15 protein-coding genes are annotated in these 19,493 nt (G+C 52.3%); all 15 read right to left on the bottom strand.

What is annotated here, in order from left to right; all coding sequences use genetic code 11:
• Positions 1–33: 33 nt before the first annotated feature.
• The 15 genes from IPG22_12450 to IPG22_12380 all read right to left on the bottom strand — a co-directional run bounded on the left by IPG22_12450 (position 34) and on the right by IPG22_12380 (position 19,407).
• A complete protein-coding gene (locus tag IPG22_12450) occupies positions 34–441 on the bottom strand; it encodes a GxxExxY protein (protein MBK6589096.1) in 408 nt (135 codons plus the stop codon).
• Between the two features lie 75 nt (positions 442–516).
• Positions 517–1,458: a M28 family peptidase gene (locus IPG22_12445; protein MBK6589095.1), complete on the bottom strand. Its 942-nt coding sequence runs from the start codon at positions 1,456–1,458 to the stop codon at positions 517–519.
• A gap of 19 nt (positions 1,459–1,477) precedes the next feature.
• Entirely contained in the window at positions 1,478–2,827 is a 1,350-nt protein-coding gene (locus IPG22_12440; protein ID MBK6589094.1) for an NAD(P)-dependent oxidoreductase, read from the bottom strand.
• A gap of 1 nt (position 2,828) precedes the next feature.
• Positions 2,829–3,605, bottom strand: coding sequence for a hypothetical protein (locus tag IPG22_12435; protein ID MBK6589093.1), 777 nt, complete (start codon positions 3,603–3,605; stop codon positions 2,829–2,831).
• 7 nt (positions 3,606–3,612) lie between these two features.
• Positions 3,613–4,482 (bottom strand): acyltransferase, encoded by an 870-nt coding sequence (locus IPG22_12430; protein MBK6589092.1) that lies wholly within the window; start codon positions 4,480–4,482, stop codon positions 3,613–3,615.
• Between the two features lie 10 nt (positions 4,483–4,492).
• Complete coding sequence (locus IPG22_12425) at positions 4,493–5,569, bottom strand: c-type cytochrome (protein ID MBK6589091.1); 1,077 nt, start codon at positions 5,567–5,569, stop codon at positions 4,493–4,495.
• Positions 5,570–5,686: 117 nt separating this feature from the next.
• Positions 5,687–7,144 (bottom strand): CoA-acylating methylmalonate-semialdehyde dehydrogenase, encoded by a 1,458-nt coding sequence (locus tag IPG22_12420; GenBank protein ID MBK6589090.1) that lies wholly within the window; start codon positions 7,142–7,144, stop codon positions 5,687–5,689.
• Positions 7,145–7,215: 71 nt separating this feature from the next.
• Positions 7,216–8,718: an NCS1 family nucleobase:cation symporter-1 gene (locus tag IPG22_12415; GenBank protein ID MBK6589089.1), complete on the bottom strand. Its 1,503-nt coding sequence runs from the start codon at positions 8,716–8,718 to the stop codon at positions 7,216–7,218.
• A 4-nt stretch (positions 8,719–8,722) separates the two neighbouring features.
• Positions 8,723–9,634, bottom strand: coding sequence for a hypothetical protein (locus tag IPG22_12410; protein ID MBK6589088.1), 912 nt, complete (start codon positions 9,632–9,634; stop codon positions 8,723–8,725).
• Positions 9,635–9,640: 6 nt separating this feature from the next.
• Entirely contained in the window at positions 9,641–11,422 is a 1,782-nt protein-coding gene (locus tag IPG22_12405; protein MBK6589087.1) for a tetratricopeptide repeat protein, read from the bottom strand.
• Positions 11,423–11,452: 30 nt separating this feature from the next.
• On the bottom strand, positions 11,453–13,414 hold the full coding sequence (locus tag IPG22_12400; protein MBK6589086.1) for a PD40 domain-containing protein: 1,962 nt from the start codon (positions 13,412–13,414) through the stop codon (positions 11,453–11,455).
• A gap of 6 nt (positions 13,415–13,420) precedes the next feature.
• Entirely contained in the window at positions 13,421–15,223 is a 1,803-nt protein-coding gene (locus IPG22_12395; protein ID MBK6589085.1) for a tetratricopeptide repeat protein, read from the bottom strand.
• A 31-nt stretch (positions 15,224–15,254) separates the two neighbouring features.
• On the bottom strand, positions 15,255–16,067 hold the full coding sequence (locus IPG22_12390; protein MBK6589084.1) for a GNAT family N-acetyltransferase: 813 nt from the start codon (positions 16,065–16,067) through the stop codon (positions 15,255–15,257).
• On the bottom strand, positions 16,064–16,582 hold the full coding sequence (locus IPG22_12385; protein MBK6589083.1) for a GTP cyclohydrolase: 519 nt from the start codon (positions 16,580–16,582) through the stop codon (positions 16,064–16,066). The genes IPG22_12390 and IPG22_12385 overlap by 4 nt, the downstream gene beginning before the upstream one ends.
• Positions 16,583–16,656: 74 nt before the next feature.
• A complete protein-coding gene (locus IPG22_12380; protein ID MBK6589082.1) occupies positions 16,657–19,407 on the bottom strand; it encodes a pyruvate, phosphate dikinase in 2,751 nt (916 codons plus the stop codon).
• Positions 19,408–19,493: the final 86 nt, after the last annotated feature.

Raw genomic sequence — 19,493 nt, 5'->3', positions numbered from 1 at the left:
AACCGCAGATGACGCAGATGACGCAGATAATTTTTAGATTCGAGAGCTTTCGACTTTGCGTTCGTTTCCTAATACAACCCTTTTGAACTCGGGTCTCGGACCGAAATTCATAACCAGACCAACCTCAATTTTGGTTGCTTTAAGATAATTCAATAGTTGAGCGACATGGGCTGAATCGATATTCTTGGCGGTCTTCAGCTCAAGTAGGATCAGCTTGTTTACCAGAATATCAGCGTCAAAATCACCGACGCGTGTACCGCGAAACCAAACTGGAATGGCGATTTGCTGATGAACCTCAAATCCCTTGCTACGAAGAGCAAGAGCTAGCGAATTTTCATAAACGGACTCTAAGAACCCATGGCCAAGCTCATTATAGACTTCATAGAATGTTCCAATGATAGCCTGTGTCAGGTCGGAATGAAGAAATTGCTCATTCGGCATAGTCCCTCAAAACATATCTGCGTCATCCGCGTTATCTGCGGTTAAAATCGTTTAAAAACCGACGTCGATCGCAAATCATTTGCCGGTTTTTATGGCAGCTGCATTCTGATCAAAAACCTTGACCGCTGCCAAGACGGTTTCGACGCTATGGACATAGAACGGTTTGGTCAAGGTCGGATAATCGTCGGTCGGTTTGTGATAGTCCTTGTGATCCTCGACGCCGAAGTAGATGAATGGGATCTTTTCACGGTGAAATGAGCCGTGGTCGGATTGGAATGTCCAGTCATCACGCTTCTGTTCCGGGGTGTCGTGGCCGAATAGGAGTTTGACCTTGGCATCCTTAACAAGCGGCTCGATGTAGGGTTTGAGAAACGGGTTATGGTATGAACCAGAGGCGTACAGCTCATTTTTGTCGCTATGGCCGACCATGTCCATGTTGATATTCATGACGATTCTCGCGGCCGGGACAGGCGGTTCGGAAACAAATTTTTTGCTGCCTACTAACCCCGATTCCTCGGCGTCAAAAGCAACGAATAACAATGAAGTTTGGGGCTTCTTCTTCTTAAAATACGAGGCCATTGCAAACAGCGCCGCGGTGCCTGAAGCATCATCGTCCGCCCCGTTATAGACTTCGCCGTTTCGAGTACCTACGTGGTCGTAGTGAGCTGAGATGACGATGTATTTCTCGGGATGTTTTGTTCCTCGAATAACACCATAAACGTTCGCCCCCTGACGCTCGACCTTGTCGCGGCCCGTGATAGAAAACGGCTGTAGATTTTTACCGTCAATGTCGGCCAGGCCGGATTCTTTGAAGCGTTTTACAACGTATTCGCGGGCCTTGGTCCCGCCCGGAGTTCCAAAGCCTCGGCCCTCCATGTCGTCCGCAGCGAGGACCTCGACATCGCGGAGTAATTGTTTTGAGTCGAAAAGTTTAGAGGAAGGAATCTCAGAGTTTTGAGCAAAGATGGAAACCTGTGCGATGGCAAGGAGGGCAAAGATAAAAGCTATTTTTTTCATTAATTGGATTAAGCTAAAGTTATTTAGAACCCGCGAATTTCACAGTCTCGCCGGTGAGTGAAAAATGAATGCCCTGAGCGGCGAGTTTGCCCATCTGGGCGGCATCGACCGCTTCGGCTCCGCCGTTGGCACAGTCGCCGCCGGCGAAGATTTTGGGGTCAGAGGTTTGCATATTTTCATCGACGACAACGCGGCCTTTTTCGTCGGTTTGGACGCCGATCACGTCGGTAAAGAACGATGACATTTTGGTCTGACCGATGGCTTTTATTACCATGTCGCAATCGATTTTAAATTCGGAATTGCCCTGACGAACCCGCATTCCCATCACGCTTGAGATCCCGCCGATCTCGACCGGCGTGGTTTCCCACATGAATTCGATGCCGTCTTTGCGAGCGAGTTCCATTTCGTATGCGTACGCCGGGGCATCTTTTTCGGTACGACGATACATCAGCGTGACCTTTTCCGCCCCTAGACGTTTTGCCTGCGTAACGGCGTCAATCGCAGTATTTCCAGCACCGATAACTACTACGTTTTTGCCAATTGGAATGTTTTTCCAGTCGCGGGTTTTGATCTGTTCGATAAATGCCAGTGCATCGTAAACGCCGGGAAGATCTTCACCGGGAATGTTGAGTTTGTTGGTCGCTCCGAGGCCAGTGGCGAGGAAGATGGCATCGTGGTTCTGCGAAAGTTCTTTAAATGCAATGCTCGACCCAGTCGCTATCGCTCCCGGTTCTGACCCCGTGATCCCGGTATTCAGAATGAACTTTACGCCCATTTTCTCGACCTGCTCGACCTCGGCTAGCGAAACTCTCTTCGGCATTTTGTACTCGGCCATGCCGTAAGTATCGAGCCCGCCGGCCTGGGACCGCTTTTCGTAGACAGTCACTTCATAGCCGAGGCGGGTCAGATAAGTCGCACACGAAAGCCCCGCTGGCCCTGAGCCGACGATTCCGACGGACTTTCCGTTCGACTCGCCTTTGGTGAATATTTGCGTGTTATTTGATAACGCGTGATCCGTTGCATACCGCTGCAACCGCCCGATCTCGATCGGCTTTTTCAGAAGAGTTTTTTCAACACATGCACCTTCGCAAAGCACCTCTACTGGGCAAACGCGGGCACAAGACGCACCTATCGGATTGGCGTCAAAGATAACTCGCGCAGAACCTGTCAGATTGCCGCTCGCGATCTTTTTGATGAAGGATGGAACGTCGATCCCGGTCGGACAAGCTTGAATGCACGGAGCATCGTAGCAATACAAACACCGGTTCGCCTCGTGCATAGCCTCAGCCGAACTGAGTGCAGGATTTATCTCAGCGAAATTCTGCTCGATCTGGGTGATGTCGAGCGGTGAGCAGAACGTGTTCTCCATACTAGATCTTTACAAAGTATTTTCCGTTAAACCGATAGGTAATAAACTTATTCGTCACTCTGCCGCCGTTCGGGAATTTCTTGTCTTTCAATACGATCGGGAAACTAAACTGCTTTTTCGTTTCATCGTACGAAAACAGCTTGACTGGTCGCTCGGGCCTGTCAACTACGGAGAAAAAATCATAGTCAAATCCTACGGAGTTTCTCATCGCGGTCGTTGTGCGGATCAGACGTAGATCAGTGTTCAGCTTTGCTCCCTCGATCGCAAAAGCTTCCAGATCTTGGTGCATCATAGCATTCGATAAGATCAGATTTGAGTTAGCAAGGTACGCCTTCCCAGTTCCGGTATTAACCTCAAATATCTGCGAGTAAAAACCTCTGGCAGCAAAATCACGCGAGGCCTGATACGGCTTTGAATAGACCTTTCCACGGCTGTTCTTATATTGATAAATACCGTCAAAGAACTTCATCGTGCCGCCAGTTTTGGTATCCCACGAGTATATCCGGAATCTACCGTCCTTAGAGGTTGCAATGTACATCTGCCCATCAAGTTCGCTGAAACTATACTTCAACGTCGAAGCACGCTTTCCATACTTGATGAGTTTTTGTTTTAAGAGCTTGTTTTCCCGATCGAGTGCTTTTTCATTGCCGACATTTTTTGACAGACGGTTGAGGTGACCCCGCAATTCAGAGGCGATGGCCTTATTAGTCTGCGCAACCCCGCTTATCGAAATGATGGATATCAAAAAAACGAAAGCGATTATTCGATAAAAATTCATATCTCTATCAGCCGGCAACTATCGGGCCGTAAGCATCGGGCCTACGATCGCGGAAAAATTGCCACGTATTGCGGACTTCTTTGATCTTGTCCATATCAAGGTCGGCTACGATCAGCTCGTCCTGGTCGCGTGAGCCTTCGACCATGATCTGCCCGCGAGGATCACAAAAATAGCTTTGGCCGTAGAATTCACCAATGTTCCAAGGAGCTTCAACCCCAACACGATTGATAGCCCCGACGAAATATCCATTTGCAGCTGCGTGAGCAGGTTGTTCGAGTTTCCAGAGATATTCCGAAAGCCCGGCAACTGTTGCAGACGGATTGAAAATGATCTCCGCTCCGTTCAGGCCGAGACACCTCGCACCTTCCGGGAAGTGCCGATCATAGCAAATATAAACGCCGATCCGCGCGAATGCGGTGTCGAAACAAGGATAACCAAGATTGCCCGGACGGAAGTAGAACTTCTCCCAAAACCCGGGAGCGACGTGGGGAATGTGCGTTTTACGATACTTGCCCAAATACTTTCCGTCGGCATCGATCACTGCCGCGGTGTTGTAGTAGATACCTGCGATCTCTTCCTCATAAACAGAGACCACGAGAACCATTCCAAACTGCTTCGCAACGTCCTGCATGAGCTGGACAGTCGGCCCGTCAGGCACGCGTTCAACAGCATCGTACCAACGAGTCTGCTGCTCCGCCATAAAGTACGGCGTTGCGAATATCTCCTGAAAACAAAGCATCTGGACGCCCTGCCGAGCGGCATCCTCGACGAACTTCATCTGGTTATCAATATTCGCTTTCTTGATCTCCGCGATCGGAGCATCAGTCGGGGCTACATTGTGTGCCTGGATCAATCCGCATTTGATGATTCTTGACATAATTCTTCCCCTATTTTGCTGAGGTAAATTTTGATGCATCGACCGGCACGTTCATTTTCACCTCACCAAGCTTTCGGGTCCAGCGAATGTGCGGCATCGCGTAGTGTGTGGTCGCCGGCATCTTGATCCCGCCGAAATCCTTGTAATCGGCGTAGTCGACCTGATAAACAAAATTGCCGAATAAGGTACGCGATGAAACGGTTCTACGTACAAGCAATCCGGTCGCAACATCAAACGAGAGCCGTTCATTCAGGTTATTCGCGGTCGTTGCAAATACGGTATAGACCTCGCGGCCGTCGATCTTTTCGAGAGCTCGAAATTCCAATTTTGGATAGATCGTTTTTATATTAGCCGGGAAAAAGAGCTGGCCTTCGCGTTTGATCTGCTCCGCTTCGTCCGGCTTCAGTTCGATCGGGGCGGCATCTCCAAATTTCTTTCCGTCCGTGCCGTCGAATATCTCGGTCACGACAGATTTACCGTACATAGTGTCACTCCGATAGGCTTTATCACTCAGCCAGATCGTTTCGGCTTCGGTCGTCTTACCATCGGGCTCGACGCGGGTCGCGGTGATCGCTCGTGACTTTGCTTTTGCCAGCTTTTCTGCTCCGCCAAGGGCCGTCAAATATTTTGTGATGATCTGATCCGCAGTCGGCTTAACCGCAGGCTGCGCCGGACGCGGTTCTGGTTGGGGCATTGGAGCGAGCGGAAAGCTTGGCTGCGGATGCGACTTGCCGTTGTGGCACGAGTTGCAGTTGATCTCAGGACGGCCATTAAAATTGGCTTTGTTAAGATCAAACACCATTTTGATCATCTTTCGGGCGGTGTCTTTGTGTTCAAAGCCCTCTTTTTCATAGTCCGCATCGTTCGAAGCATGACAGAACGAACAATTCACGCCGAGCGAGGCCGAGATCATATTCATGACCTTACCCATCTGATCGGCAGGCATATCGTTAAGGACCTTAATACTCTTAAATTTCTGCCCGGCGGTCTCAACCTGATTCGTTTGAGCGCTTGACCTTCCTATATTAAAAATAAATCCGGCAACCACCGCTAAGCAGATAACTATTACTAACTTTATCGTAACCATTTTCGACATATCTAATTTAAGGCTCCTTAATCTATAGAAAATACGAGCCGCGTTACGACTCTCTAAACTTGTTCGCGATCTCGGGAAAAACGGACGTTAACACTATCGCACAGGGTATCAGCTCATCCAATTGACGCCCGCCTCCGGGTTCCATTTTGTCGTCGTCTTTTTGAGCTTGGTCCAGAATGGGATCGAGCTTTTGCCGGTAATATCGCTCGCACCGAAACGCGAATCATTCCAGCCGCCGAACGAGAACGGTTCTCGCGGCACGGGCACGCCGATATTGACGCCGATCATTCCCGCACTGGCGTGTTCCATGACGTATCTGGCGAGGCCGCCGCTCTGCGTAAAGACCGCAGCGGCGTTGCCGTACGGATTGGCGTTCTCGATCTTAAGTGCCTCATCAAGCGTACCGGTCCGCATGATCGAGATGACCGGGCCGAAGATCTCCTCGGTCGCAACCGACATATCGGGCGTGACGTAGTCGATGACCGTCGGGCCGACGTACGTGCCGCCCTCTTTACCCTCAACCACTGTCCCACGACCGTCAACGAGAATTTTCGCCCCGTCGCGCTCGGCCTGGGTGATATAACCCTCTATCCTTTCTTTTGCCGCTCTGGAAATGACCGCACCGAGATTCTTGCCCGGAATGATCTTGCGTGCCTCAACGACGATCTGGTCGATGATCGGGTCGACGTTGCCGACCGCCAGCATCGCCGACGCCGCCATACAGCGTTGACCGGCACAGCCAGACATTGACGCGGTTACGTTCGAGGCTGTCATCGACGGGTTTGCGTCGGGCAGCACGAAAAGATGATTTTTGGCACCGCCGAGAGCGACGCAGCGTTTCAGATTGTGCGTGCTTTGCTGATAGACGAGCTTCGCGACCTTGGTCGAACCGACAAAGCTGACCGCCTCGATGTCCGGGTGAGCACAGATGCCCTCGACAACGTCCTTGCCGCCGTTGATGATGTTGAAAACGCCGTCAGGCAGGCCCGCCTCCTGGAGCAGTTCGGCCATGCGAATGACCGACAGCGGCACAAGCTCGGAAGGCTTCATTATCATCGTGTTGCCAAGTACGAGTGCGTTCGGCATCGTCCAGTTGGGCACCATCAGCGGAAAGTTGAACGGTGCGATCGACGCGACAACGCCGACCGGAAAATGCTCGATCCGGCATTCGACGCCGCGGCTAACCTCCAAAACCTCATTAGAAACAAGCTGCGGCATCGAACAGGCAAATTCGGTCAGCTCGATGCTCTTATCGACCTCGGCTTTGGCCTCGTCCCACGTTTTGCCGTTTTCCTCCGCGATCAGGGTTGTGAGTTCATCCGAATTTTTCTCGAGCAGATTGCGATAGCGGAAAAAGACCTGGACTCGCTCCTTGATCGGCTGCTGGCCCCACGATTCGGCAGCGGCTTTAGCGGACGCGACGGCCCGACTAAGCTCTTCAGTCGTAGACATCGGCACGGTCGAGAGCAAATTACCATCGATCGGCGAAATAACGTCGAGGTCGGCCGTCGAAACACTTTCGACAAACTGACCGTTAAAAAAATTTCTAACTCTTTGGTACTTCATAAGTTTCTCACCACATAAGTGCGGAGATCACTGAGGCTTATTGATCGCCTCACCGGAAAGACAAAGGCTCTCTACTCCGTGCCCTCTGCGTCTTGGCGATGAATATCTTTCGGCGGCAATGCAGCCATCAGTCCCCAATGGACAAAGAACGCAACACCGAAGCCGACAAACCACGCGTAGTCGTAAAGCGTTCTGAGACTTGGAATTATCAACCCTATCCATGCAAAAAAGCAACCTAAAAGCGTCGCAAAGATCGCACGCCAATTCCATCCGCCATAGCTGCCGTGGCTGCGGTAAAGGTCGCCGAGGTTCAGATCTTTCCGGCGAACAAGCCAATAGTCCGCGATCAGCACACCCGCGATCGATCCCAAACCGCCTGAATAGCCGACGAGCCAGCCGAAAATGTAACCGCTCGGGTCGGCAAGCAGCTTCCAGGGCATCATTAAAATGCCGATAATACCTGTTATCAACCCGCCGGTGCGGAACGATATGAGTTTCGGAAAAGCGTTGGCAAAATCATTCGCGGGCGAGACGACGTTGGCGGCGATATTGACCGACAGCGTCGCGACGACGACGGTAAACATCGAGATCGCCACGACCACCGGCTGTGAGAACTGTCCGACGAGTTTGACCGGATCCCATGCGTCCGCCGGATTCATATGCGGAAATACCACGACGGCCGCGGACGTGATCAAGATGCCCATCGCGGCAAAGACCACCATCGTCGTCGGCAATGCCACGGTCTGGCCGATGGCCTGTTCACGCTGGCTTTTACCATACCGCGTAAAGTCGGGCATGTTTAGCGACAGTGTTGCCCAAAAGCCGATCATTCCCGTGAGGCTTGGGATAAACACCGGCCAGAAATCTCTGAGCGTATTGAGCTTGCCCGGTTCGTGCAAAAGAAATCCGATGCCGCCCGCCTGATATAGAATCCACGCGAGCAGGATGCCCGTCATTACCAGCACGTACGGAGCGGCCCAGTTTTCGACGATCCTTAGCAGGTTCATTCCCTTATAGATGATGAGAATGTTCATCGCCCAAAAGATCAGGAACGAAAGCCACTCGGTCGGCGTGTGTCCGCCGATTACCGGCCCCAGCAGCGTCGCCCAACCCGGAATGAACGCCGCAAAGAACGTCTGCAACGCCTGCCCGCCGATCCACGCCTGAATGCCAAACCAACCGCAGGCGACGATCGCACGCATCAACGCCGGCAGATTCGAGCCACCAGTCCCGTACGCCGCACGTGCAAATACCGGGAACGGAATGCCGTACTTCGTGCCGGGATGCGAATTGAGCAGGATCGGAGCGAGCACAATAACATTCCCAAGCAAGATCGTAAACAGAGCCTGCCACCAGTTCATGCCCGCCGAGATCAACCCCGACGCCATCATATACGTCGGTATGCAGTGTGCCATCGAGATCCAAAGTGCGGCGTAGTTGTACGTCGTCCAATCTCGTTTCGCGACCGGAACCGGAGCGAGGTCTTCGTTATATAGAGACGAGCCCTCGATCTCCCGAAGTGCTTCGTCTCTCAGTTCGACGCGTCCGTCGTCGTGTTGTATCGTGTCCGTCATATCGCTATTTTATCTTCAATGATATCAGCCATTCCGGCATCGCCTGCAGCTGATCGCCGTGATCGGCACCCGTGTTTCCGGCGTAACCGCGTATATGAAAACCTCTCACATCGACCTCGCTCAACTGCTGCATGCCGACGGGGCCGGCCTTGAGCTTTGGTTTCCTTTTTAGCCCGAGAGTTGAGAGCAAGTGATCGACACACTCAGTCGTGCTGGCATATGTACCGGGAAATATCTCGGAGTGCGAGATCATGAAGTTCTTATTGCCGGCAACCGCCTCGCGGGCGAATTTCACGTACGAATCCAGATCGTCAGTCTTGATCACGCCGCCGTCGGCGAGGCGCTTTCCTTCGGGAACATAGCTCGCGTGAATGCCGTCGAGCAGCAGCACATTGTCCACCTTTAGGAAATTCACATCCTGCCGGAGTATCGCCCGTATCGCGCCATATCCCGCCGAGAATCCGACGAGCGTTATCGAGGACCAGCCTTTCTTTAGATCCAGTTTGCTGCTTGCCTCGTCGATCAGCCGCTGAAACATTTCGGGCTCGGTAAATGGCTCGCCGTAGACCCGCGAACCCGAACCGAGGTTGACGGTTATCAATGCCGCTTTCGGAAAGTGCTTTGCGATGTGATACTCCATCAACCACGATACGCCGTGAAAGTGGATGATGAGCGGCACGGGTTTGTCATTCCTTACGTTTGGCCCGGCAAACAGAACCGCACCTTTCAGAGCGGCGAGTTCCGTCCGACGCCCGGAAACCTCGACCTTTTCAATCCGCGGATGCGGCCGCGTAGTATCGGTAATCGGCGACGGATTCTGAGACGCTTGCTGGGCATTTGCGCTGCCCGCCACCAGGCCCGCGAATAGACCTGAGAGCAAAATCAAAATGACACGTTGACTACTGCAGAACCTCATGGACTTCTATTCCGGGATCCTGACTCGTTTGACCAATTCCTTAAATCGCGGGTCGTCTCGCACGAAGTCCCACCTTTTATTGATGTTTAGGTTGATCAGTTGATTGAAACGCTCGTCATACGCTTTGTTCAGATATTCGATCGTCTTATCTTTGTCTTTGCCCAAAGAATATGCGTTGGCAAAATCCATGGCTTTAACGTATCCATTGGGGTCTTTTGCCTGTTTGGTATTTAGTTCTTCGAGGCGTATTTCCTGCCGCATCCGCCCGAAACCATCCCAGCCGCCTTTTTCGTAGGCTTCTTTCAATTTTGCAATATTTTCGGGTTTGGCATTAGCTAGGCTCTCTTCGACAGCCTGATCATATTTGCCTTGAGCTACATAAACACTAACGTTGACAGCTTGAAAACGTGTATCATTCGGAAAGAGCTCATTGAACTTCTTGTTTTGTAAAAGCACTTCGTCAAATCGTCCGGCACGCAGCAGATTCTCTACCATACCCACATTGAACGGTAATGAAAACGGATCGAGTTCGAGTGCCCTTGAATTTTCCCTGATCGCTTCGTCGTGCCGGCTGCTGGCGGTTAATAGTTCGGCATACCATTGATGAGCAGATCCGTAATTCGGATCAAGTTCGATCGCCCGTTTGAATGCTTTTTCTGCACCTGCAAAGTCATATCCATAGTCTTTATGGACTACTGCAAGTGATGCGTGGGCTTCCGCCAAGTTCGGATCAAGTTCGAGAGCCTTGAGTGCCGCTTGCTTGGCTTGCGGCATATACTCTTTCGGTCTGAAATCGCCGTTGATGGGAAACAAGGCATAAGTATCGGCTAATCCGGTGTAAGCCAGAGCAAAGTTCGGGTCTTTTTCGATGGCTTGTTTAAAAAACACGATCGCCTTTTCAAATTCAGGTATCTGCCGCTTGTTCCAATGGTAACGACCTTGCAGATAAAGCTGATACGCTTCGTTGTTATCGGTGTATTTCTTGGCCAGCTTTTGCTCGCTTTCGCCCGATAGTTTTAGCTGCAGTTTGCTCACGATCTCGGTGACGATCTCGCGTTGGGTGGTCAATAATTCCGACAGTTTCCGTTCATACTGCTCGCCCCACAGCAACTTGTTGACACGGGCATCAACCAGATTAACGCTGATCGTCAAGTTTTCACCGCGTTGGGTGATGCGTCCGGTCATCACCGCATCCACGCCAAGTTCGGAGGCGATCTTCGCAACATCGGTTTCCTTACCCTTGTATCGCATCACCGAACTCGTCGGACTTACTTTTAGATCCGGCAGCTGCGAAAGCCGATTCATCACCGATTCCGCCAAACCATCAGACAAATAATCCGTGTCGGCATCCGAATTCCTATTCTCAAACGGCATCACCGCGATGGAATTGATCTGTTTGGCTGAACTGCGTCCGTAATACAGGTAACTGCCGACGCCGAGAGCGGTAACTAGAATTATCCCCAACACGCCTGCTATCAGCGAGTTGCTGCGCGATGCGGTTTTAGGGCGCGACTTGTCGATAGCGTTGGGAAGTATTGCTGTCGCATCGGTATTCAATATCTGAGCCCGCGTCGGAGCCTCGCCTTGAGCCGCGGTCGAGTGCAGGATCGCGGTTTGCGGTTCGTCCGGTGACAACCCAGTCGCTATCGGTCCCGGTTCTGACAATATCGCCGTGGGTGAACCATCGGGCGATGGCACCGAGCCTTGAACGAGAGCATTGCCATCCTCAAGACAATACAGCAGCGTGTCGTCGTAATAATCCCGCCTACATTCAGGGCATCGTTTCATAAAATTTAATGGCGGTCGGGCATCACTCTATTATCTAAAATCCTTTAACAGCACGACGTCGTTAGTTTGCGACCCACGCGTGACGGCGATCTGTTTTCCGTCGGGCGAGTAGGCAAAGGCGAAGATCTGTTCCGATTGAAAGTTAGTGACTTGTTTAGGCTGGCCGCCATCCAACGGGAAGCTCCAGATATTTGAGACACCTGTCGGGGCGTCAACATAGTAGACAGCACGTCCGTCGGAACGAAATCGTGGAAAGATGTTCGCGGCCGTCTGGGGAATTTCAAAACGCTGCGGCTCGCCTCCTTGCCAGACGGTCAGGTTTCGGCGGGCGATCCCGTCAGCGTCTTTTTGCGAATAATTCAGACCCGCCCAGCGTCCTTCTGCATCTCCGGCCTTGGCCGGCTCGGGCTCTCCTCCCTCGATAGGCACTTTCCACGTGTTATTGTCCTCTGCCCGAAAGATAACCGAACGGCTGTCAGTTCCGATAAGAGGCTGGAAGATACGAGCCTCCTTGCCGGACAACTGTTTCGGGCCGCTGCCATCCATATTCATCCGCCAAAGGCTTAGGGTCCCGGTGCGGCCGGATAAGAAAACGATGTAACGTCCATCAGGTGAGACGGCGGGGAGTATGTCCGCCTGCGGATCATTGGTCAGCTGCTTCTGATCGCCGCCCGCGGCCGACATGATCCAGATCTCCTGGTTTCCGCTCACCTGCGAGACATATACGATCCTGTTATCCGGTGTCCAGCAAAGCCCTTCGCCCTCGCTGCCCTTGCCAAATGTAAGCTGCCGGGCCTGGCGTGCGTCGCCCTCGGGCGCGAGCCACAGATTCGTTTGTCGATCGGACTGCAACGTGACAAGTGAGCTGCCGTCGCGGGTGAGGCTGACATCGTCATAATCATTAAGGTCGCGCGTGAGCCGCTGCGTCTGCCCGCCCGGGTATGAGATCTGCCAGAGCTGAGCATTATCGCCGCTGCCCTGCTCCGGCGCATTCATCACCAGACTGTCGGTACCGACCCATCCGAGGCGGCCGTTGCTGGCTCCCAGCATGCTCCAACGCTGAGAGGTAAACGCTTTTTCTACGCCATCAGCAACGCTGATCGCCACCGCGGTTATATACCCCCCAGTGGGTTCGAGCCCGCCCACAGCGCAGGCTATGACCTTGCCGTCTGGCGACCAGGCCGGTGCTCCTAACAGGCCCTCCGGCCTCGTTCTAAACGCCAACCGTCTTTCGCCGGTGCCGTCGGAGTTTGCGATCCACAGCCCGGTGTTCTCGTCGCGTCGTTGGTTCCAGCGGAAAAATGCCAACTGCTGGCCATCCGGGGAAAAGGTTACCGGGCTGTCGACATCCGTGATCAGGGTGGCCGGTGCGCCGCCAAGAACGGGAATGCGAGCAAGGGTTCCGGTGCCCGCTCCGACGTCCCTGGATACGAAATAGATATAATTACCGTCCCGGGAAAATGTGATGCCCCAATAGTTCACTGCCGCCGGTGCGAGTATTTGTACGTTACTGCCGGTCGCCGTTTGCCTGATCCAGAGGCTTTGCTTTCCCGCGTCGTCCATCGAATGCACGATATAATTGCCGTCCGGCGAAATGGCGGCTCGGTTCGCTTTGCCCGTCGCCGTCACTCGGGTGATCCTCATATTAGCCGTGTTTGAGAATCCCTCCGTCGTTCCCCGCCAATTGATTAACTTATAGACGCCGAAAACCGCTCCACAAACAATGATCAGCAAAATAAGTACGGCAAGCAGCCGCTTATTGAAGCCGCGTTTTGCTGCGTCGCTTACCCCAGGCGGTAAGACCGCAGTCTGGTCAGTCGTATTGATCTGCGCACGAGTCGGGGCCTCGCCTGGGGCAGCCGTCGAGTGCAAGATCGCTGTCGCCGGCTCGTCCATCGACGCCGGGCCGAAGAGCAAGTCGGAGCCGTCATCAAGACAAAAGCTCATCGAATCGTCGTTGTAATCTCTACCGCATTCAGGGCATCGTTTCATAAGATTCTATTCGGGAAACCCAACTTTCTTGACCAATTCCTTAAATCGCGGGTCGTCTCGTAGAGAATAAAATGGTACTCGAATTTTGAGTTCCGCGATCTGTGGTTCGCGTTGATCATACGCTTTGTTCAGGTATTCAAACGTTTTATCTTTGTCCTGAAGACGGGCATAGGTTTCCGCAATTCGAAAGGCTGGCAGATAAGCATTTTTATCCTTCTCCAGACTTGATCTCTGACTGTCCAATTGAATGTCTATTTGCTTTTGCACAAAACCCTTATAGCCGCCTTTTTCAAAAGCTAGTTTGAGGTCTTTAATGGTTTCTGGACTAAGGCCAAAAAGTAGTTTTAGTTGTATAAGGCGCTGCTCAATGGCTTCCGGATACATACCCTTGGCTTCATAAACGTCGGCGAGGTTATTGCGAGGACTCGCTGCGTCCGGAAACAACTCAATGGTTTTCTTAAAATGAGCAATTGCTTCGTCCCGCTTGCCTCCAAAATCAATCACTCTACCTTTTTGGTTATTTATGACCATCGACAACGGGTCAAGTTCAATAGCTTTATTTATCTCCGATATCGCTTGGTCGCCATTTCCCGAAAAATGATAGACCTCTGCAAGCCACTGATAAGCTGACGGATACTTCGGATTGAGTTCGATTGCTCTCTTTAGCTCTCTCTCAGCACCTTTAAGATCATAATCATAGTTGGTCAAGATCTGACCGAGCGAGGCATGTGCTTCCGCCAGATTTGGGTCAATTTCGAGGGCTTTCTGTGCCGCCTGTTTTGCAAGCGGCATATATTCGCTTGGCCTGAAATTGCCGTAATACGGCATCAAAGCCAGCGTATCGGCGAGTCCCGTTTGGGCGAGGGCATAGTTCGGGTCAGCAGCGATCGCTTGCTGGAAATACTCTCTTGCTTTTTGAAAGTCATCGGTATTTCGTTTGTTCCAATGAAAACGCCCTTTTAGGTAAAGCTGCTGTGCCTCGGAACTGGTCGTGTTAGTTTTGCTTACTCGCTCCTGTTCGTTCGCCGTTAATTTCAAACGAAGTTTATCCGAAACGGTTTTGGCGATCTCGCTTTGCAAGGAAACGAGATCGTTCATCTTGCGGTTATAGGTTTGACTCCAGATCGCATCGAGTTTTTTCGCATCAACCAACTCCAAGGTCAACTTCAGATCGTCACCCCGTTGACTAACTCTGCCAAGCAAAACCGCCTCGACCCCCAGCTCTTCGCCCACTTCCTTTACCGACTTTTCTTTGCCTTTGTAGTAAAAAACCGTACTCCTGGCTTTGACGGACAGGTTAGGGATCTCAGTCAAACTGCTGATAAGCGATTCAGTCATTCCATCGCTCAAATACTCAATTTCGGCATTCCCGCTCTCATTAACAAACGGCATCACGGCGATCGATTCGATCTGTTTTGTTGGAGCGAAATATTTGTAACCAAAGAATCCACCGATCAGAACAACAGCCGCGAGTGCAACGGCGACCAGCGGCTTCGCCGCTCGATGTGCGGAAAGGCTGTGCCTTTCCGAAAGCCCACCCAAAGATCCCCGAGGCTCCGCCCCCGCTCCACGAGGAAAAACGGCGGTCTGTTCAGTAGTATGTATCTGCGCACGAGTCGGAGCTTCGCCGGATGCGGCGGTCGAGTGGAGTATCACGGTTGGCGGTTCGTCGGCTGAGAACCCAGTCGCTATCGCGCCCGGTTCTGACTTCGCCGTCGCCGGGCCCTCGAGAAGCGCATTCCCGTCGTCGAGACAATAGAGCAGCGTATCGTCGTAATAATCCCGTCTACATTCAGGACATCGTTTCATAGGTTTTCACGAATGGAATTAGCACGCCATTCTAACCTATTTTCTGCCATTTCGTACGGGTATACGCGATTTGAAAGCCATTTTTCTGGGCGTTTTTTTGTGATTGGCTGCCTGGAGCGGCACCCATTATTGCTAGGCTGCAGCCTTTGGATACAGCGAATTGGAGACGGTCTTCGAGGAGAGCGGTTTGGGCACCTTGATTGCGGCCACTAACGATCGTGCTCGCTCCGGCCAACATCGCGACGTCGTCATAGATGAATAACATGCCGGTCGCGATCGGCTGACCATTGAGCTCGGCGATATAGGGATAAGACCCTCGGCATGAGGCACTGACCGAGCCGAAATTGAACATAAAATCGCCCAGTTCCTTGTGCTCGGCCGTCCATGCGTCGGCAGAGGTTTTTGCCCACAGCTCAACTTCGTTCTCGTCTATAACACGCGTGGCCAGGCCCGGAATTCGTTCACGTTTTTCGATGGCTGCATCGAGCTCGCGGTACATTACGCTCGTCAGTTCGATAGGCCGGTAACCGCGGCCGCTAAGTAATTCCATCAGCGAAAAATCCACTAACGGGCTGACCTCGTGAAAGACAGGTGCGTTGTGCTTCAAAAAAAAGGCCTCGATCTCGTCAAGATGCTCGTCCGTGGCTCCCTCAAAAATGCCCAGCCCGAAAGTCTGCGTCAGCGGCGATTCCGGGCTGTCGAACATCGCGTACGCCCCGCCAACCTCGATCCACGCGGCACCATTGGCAGGATCGAGCCGGGCCCGCGTGTCAACGAAATCCGCATTTGCGCGAGCTTCGGTCCGTTCGAGCTTCTGAGAGAGTACTATATCGGAAAATATCATTTTGAGTTTTCGGTTGGTTTTGTTCCGGCAACATTTATCGAAGCTCTCCTCAGGTCCTCAGCCTTCTCAGGATTGTTGGTAAGCAAAACGACCGACTTGACTTTCATATCAGCGAGAATTTCTGCAGCGGGCCGAAAACTCCGTGCATCAGCCTCAAAACCGGCTTTCTTATATGCATCGGCCTGGCTCAAGCCAGCCTTTTTGAACGGAATACTCTTCATCAGCGCAAGGTGTCCGTTTCCCTTTCCTTCCTGATCTAAATAGATGATCACGCCGGAACCCGCTCTCTCGATCGCAGCTTGCGCCGCAGCCATTTCGTCAGCACATTCACACTCGATGCTGTTGAATACATGCCCGCCTATGCAAGCTGAGTGGATGCGGCAAAGCACGCCTTCCCGCCCCTCAACCTCGCCCATAACGAGCGCGATCGACTCGCAGATCCCATCGTAATACAGAACCTCTGAGAAATTTCCGAACTTTGTCTGCAATTCCCTATCCGCAAGCCGAATGTTCATTTTTCCGATTTTATAACGAATCGGCCGCTCGTGAAAGCGAGAACCACAATTCCGTCGAGCGTAAGCAACGTCTCTTATTGCTTGAATTCGATCGCAGCCTGTGCCGCTGCGAGCCTTGCGATCGGTACGCGAAAGGGCGAGCAACTCACATAGTTCATGCCGATCCTATGACAGAATTTTACGCTGTCGGCATCGCCTCCGTGCTCACCGCAGATACCTATCTTTAGCTTGGGCTTTATCTGTCGGCCGCGTTCGATTCCCATCCGCATCAGTTCGCCAATACCGTCTGTGTCGATGGTCTGGAATGGATCATAAGGCAAAATTTTTAGATCGAGATATTTTGGCAGAAATCCGCCGATATCATCACGGCTGAAACCGAAGCTCATCTGGGTGAGGTCATTGGTTCCGTAGCTGAAGAAATCCGCCTCCTGTGCCATCAAACCCGCGCGGATCGCCGCCCGCGGCGTCTCTATCATTGTGCCGTATAGATAAGGTATTTTCTTCAGCCCCTGTTTCTCACAAACCTCTTTATAAATTCGGTCAACGATCTTCTTCTGGTGTGCAAGCTCGTTCACCGTGCACGTGACCGGCACCATTATCTCAGGAAGTGCTTTCTTTCCGGCCTTGATCAATTCGGCAGTCGCTTCGAGTATTGCTCGGACCTGCATCTCGGTAATTTCGGGGTAGCTGATTCCCAGCCGTACGCCGCGATGGCCGAGCATCGGGTTGTTTTCGTTTAAGGCTAATACTCTTCGCTTTAGAACGCTCAAGCTGATCCCGAGCACTTTACTGAGATCCTGTAGCTTCTGCTTGTCGTGCGGCACAAATTCATGCAGCGGCGGATCAAGCAGTCTTATTGTAACCGGCCGGCCGTTCATGACCTTGAGCGTATCCTTGACGTCCTTTTTGACGAATTTGAACAGCTCATTGAGCGCCTGCCGCCTTTCCGCCTCGGATTTGCTGACGATCATTTTCCGCAGCAGAAAGAGCGGCTCCTCGCCGCCTTCGCCATAGAACATATGCTCGGTTCGGAAAAGGCCAATACCCTCGGCTCCAAATTTCAATGCCTGCGCAGCGTCCTCCGGCGTCTCGGCATTGGCTCGAACGCCAAGTACTTTCACCTTGTCGACGAGTTTCATCAAGTCTTTGTAAGACTTATTCTTGTCAAGGTCGATATCGACGAGTGCCATGCTGCCCTCATAGACGAGACCTTTTGTGCCGTTCAGGCTCAGCCAGTCACCTTCGTGGATGACCACGCCATCCTTTGCTCTAAACGTGCGAGCTTCGTGATTGATCTCGATGTCGCCGCATCCCACGATGCAGCACTTGCCCCAGCCACGCGCTACCAGTGCGGCATGTGATGTCATACCACCCTTGCTTGTGAGGATCGCCTCAGATTTGTGCATTCCGTCCACATCCTCGGGGGATGTCTCCTCACGCACCAGGATCACTGCCTCACCTTTCTTGGCCCAGGCCACTGCATCTTCGGAGCTAAATACGACACGGCCTTTTGCTCCTCCGGGACCAGCCGGAAGGCCTTTTGCGATCGGTTTTGTGATCAACTCGACCTTCGGGTCAAGCATCGGCAGCAGTAGTTCGACCAGTTGATTCGGGCCGACCCTCATCAGTGCCGTATTTAAGTCAATCAGTTTTTCGGAATACATTTCGGTTGCCATGCGAACAGCCGCCACGCCGTTTCGTTTTCCGACCCTGCATTGCAGCATATAAAGCTTTCCATTCTCGATGGTGAACTCGATATCCTGCATGTCCCTGTAATGAACTTCAAGCCGGTTTTGATACTCATGAAGTTCGTCATACAAAGCAGGCATCAACTTCTCAAGCGTCTTGAACTGCTTGCTCTGTGCATTTTTCGAATATTCATTCACTGGAGCCGGCGTCCTTGTACCAGCAACAACGTCCTCGCCCTGAGCATTAACGAGGTATTCGCCGTAGAACTTGTTCTCGCCATTACCGGGATTACGCGTGAAAGCCACACCCGTGCAGCAATCGTCTCCCATGTTGCCAAACACCATGGCCTGAACATTCACCGCCGTGCCCCACTCGTCCGGAATATTCTCGATGGCACGATACTCGACGGCGCGCTTACCACTCCAACTGCTAAAAACCGCACCGATCGCACCCCACATTTGCTGCCATGGATCCTCGGGAAACTCGGTTCCCAAGACCTTCTTGACCGTTTTCTTAAAATCCTTTACAAGGGCTTTTAGGTCAGAGGCCGTCAGGTCAGTGTCGCTCGCGTAGCCCTTTTTATGCTTGATGTCTCCGAGCATTTCGTCCAAGACCTTTCGCACGCCTTTCCCGCCTTTTGGCTCAATGCCCGCTCCCTTTTCCATCACGACATCGGCGTACATCATGATCAAACGCCGGTAGGCGTCATACGCGAACCGTTCGTCGCCGCTTTTCACGATCAGTCCTTTGATAGTCTGCTCATTTAGACCAACATTAAGCACGGTTTCCATCATTCCGGGCATAGAACGCCGGGCACCGGAACGGATCGAGACCAGCAGCGGGTTCGCCTCGTCCCCAAACCGCTTCCCGGTCAGCTTTTCGACCTTGCCAAGAGCTTCGTCGACTTGGGCCTTGAGGGTTTTGGGATACGCCTTCTTATTGGTGTTCAGATATGTGCAAACTTCCGTCGTGACAGTGAACCCCGGCGGAACCGGCAGTTTCAGCTTAGGATGGCCTGCCATTTCAGCAAGGTTGGCTCCCTTGCCGCCGAGAAGGTTTTTCATCGATTCATTTCCGTCAGCCTTGCCGCCGCCGAAGAAATAGACGTATTTTTCGTTTTTCACAGATGTAGCCATAGATCAATTCAACTCCTATGCCTAGCGTAAGACTGTCTGGCCTTTGAATTTATGACGCATGTCACAAATGGGTGTTTGGAGTATAA

Source organism: Acidobacteriota bacterium, assembly GCA_016703965.1.
Lineage (GTDB): Bacteria > Acidobacteriota > Blastocatellia > Pyrinomonadales > Pyrinomonadaceae > OLB17.
This window is presented reverse-complemented; position numbering and strand designations above follow the sequence as displayed.